Source organism: Erwinia sp. PME.40.26/001 (assembly GCF_055556675.1).
Genome location: NZ_JBVHNP010000071.1, coordinates 1 through 320 on the forward strand (window position 1 = coordinate 1; position 320 = coordinate 320).

General features: G+C 75.0%; 1 protein-coding gene. It reads left to right on the forward strand.

Translation table 11 applies throughout. The annotated features are described in order from the left end of the window. On the forward strand, positions 1 to 320 hold a 320-nt coding region (locus tag ACZ3HG_RS23275), incomplete at both ends, for a DUF5719 family protein (protein WP_465334684.1).

Below are 320 nucleotides of genomic sequence, written 5' to 3' on the forward strand. Positions count from 1 at the left end.
TGTTCGCGCTCGGACGCGCCGCCGAGTCCGCCGGTGGGGTCACCGTCGCCGCGACGCCGACGATCGTCTCCGGTCCCGATGCCGCCGGGGCGGAGGTCTCCCGGGCCACCGGTGCGACCGGTGACGGATCGGGGGATGCCACGGTGTTCCGCGCGGCGCCGAAGGACCGCGCCGCGACCCCCTTCGCGGCCGCCGGTTCGGCGACCGTCTCCTCGACCGACCTCACCGGTTTCAGTGCGTCGGCGTGCCGCCCCCCGCTCGCGGAGTCGTGGTTGGTTGCCGGTGTGTCCACGACCGGCGCCAACGATCTCGTCGTGCTC